Source organism: Vibrio sp. Vb1337 (assembly GCF_033338715.1).
GTDB classification, from domain to species: domain Bacteria; phylum Pseudomonadota; class Gammaproteobacteria; order Enterobacterales; family Vibrionaceae; genus Vibrio; species Vibrio alginolyticus.
The window spans coordinates 1-1,081 of record NZ_JAWOTD010000241.1 but is presented as its reverse complement, the minus strand read 5'-3'; the positions used below and the strand labels follow the sequence as shown (position 1 = coordinate 1,081).

The window sequence follows — 1,081 nt, the reverse complement described above, 5'->3', positions numbered from 1 at the left end:
GCAATGACGTGGATGACTTCTCCCTCTCGTTCCAAAATACCTTTTACCATCAATATTTTTGAGGTGAGGTAAGCTTGCTTTTGCGCTCTTGCCGTCGCACTCCATACCACAACGTTAATGTTGCCAGTGTCATCTTCTAAGGTGAAAAATGTAACGCCTGCTGCAGTGCCTGGGGACTGCCTTCCGGTGACGACACCTGCCACAGTCACAAGCGATTTATGCTCTTTATCAACCAATTGTTTCATACGCGTAAAACGAGGAAGTATTCCCGCTTCTTCTAGCAGAGTAATTGGGTGTCGATTCAGCGAAAGACCTGTACTGGCATAGTCTTCAATAAGGCTTTCATATTCAGATGGCTGTGCTTGATAGCTAACGCTTGGCTCTTCGATATGATGAAACAAAGGCAAATCGGACAGTGAATCCATCGCTGCCCAACGTGCGTTATAACGGTTACCCGATAAGATCTGAAAGGCATTTGCAGAAGCTAATAATTCGATATCACGACGACTTCTCAAGATTTGTTTGACCTCTTGTATTGAGTGATAGCCCGTTTTTGGTCGTCGTTCGACTAAGCGAGTCGCGCTTTCCTCATTAAAGCCTTTAACCAATCGAAAGCCCAGTTGCACACCAAGTCGGCCATTGGGGCGTTGAATCAAATGATGCTGGTAATAGGAGTGATTGACACAGATAGGCAGAACTTCGACGCCGTGACGACGAGCGTCTTGCACCAATTGAGAAGGGCTGTAAAACCCCATTGGTTGGCTGTTTAACAGTGCCGTATAAAACTCTGCGGGATAGTAGTATTTTAGCCATGCCGAGCAATACGCCAAAACGGCGAAAGACGCTGAATGACTTTCTGGAAATCCGTATTCACCAAAGCCACAAATTTGTTCAAAAATGCGCGCCGCAAATGCTAAGTCGTAACCTCGCTCTTGCATGCCATTGAGCAGCTTAGGCTTAAACTTGGCTAAATCACCATTCTTTTTCCATGACGCCATGGCTCGACGAAGTTGATCAGCCTCGACACCACTGAACCCCGCAGCGACCATGGCAAGTGGGATGACTTGTGTTTGGAATAGAG

General features: G+C 46.6%; 1 protein-coding gene. It reads right to left on the bottom strand.

The window, feature by feature from the left end:
- A partial coding sequence (locus R7E42_RS25345) for an OB-fold nucleic acid binding domain-containing protein (RefSeq protein ID WP_318073284.1) occupies positions 1-1,081 on the bottom strand: 1,081 nt, incomplete at both ends.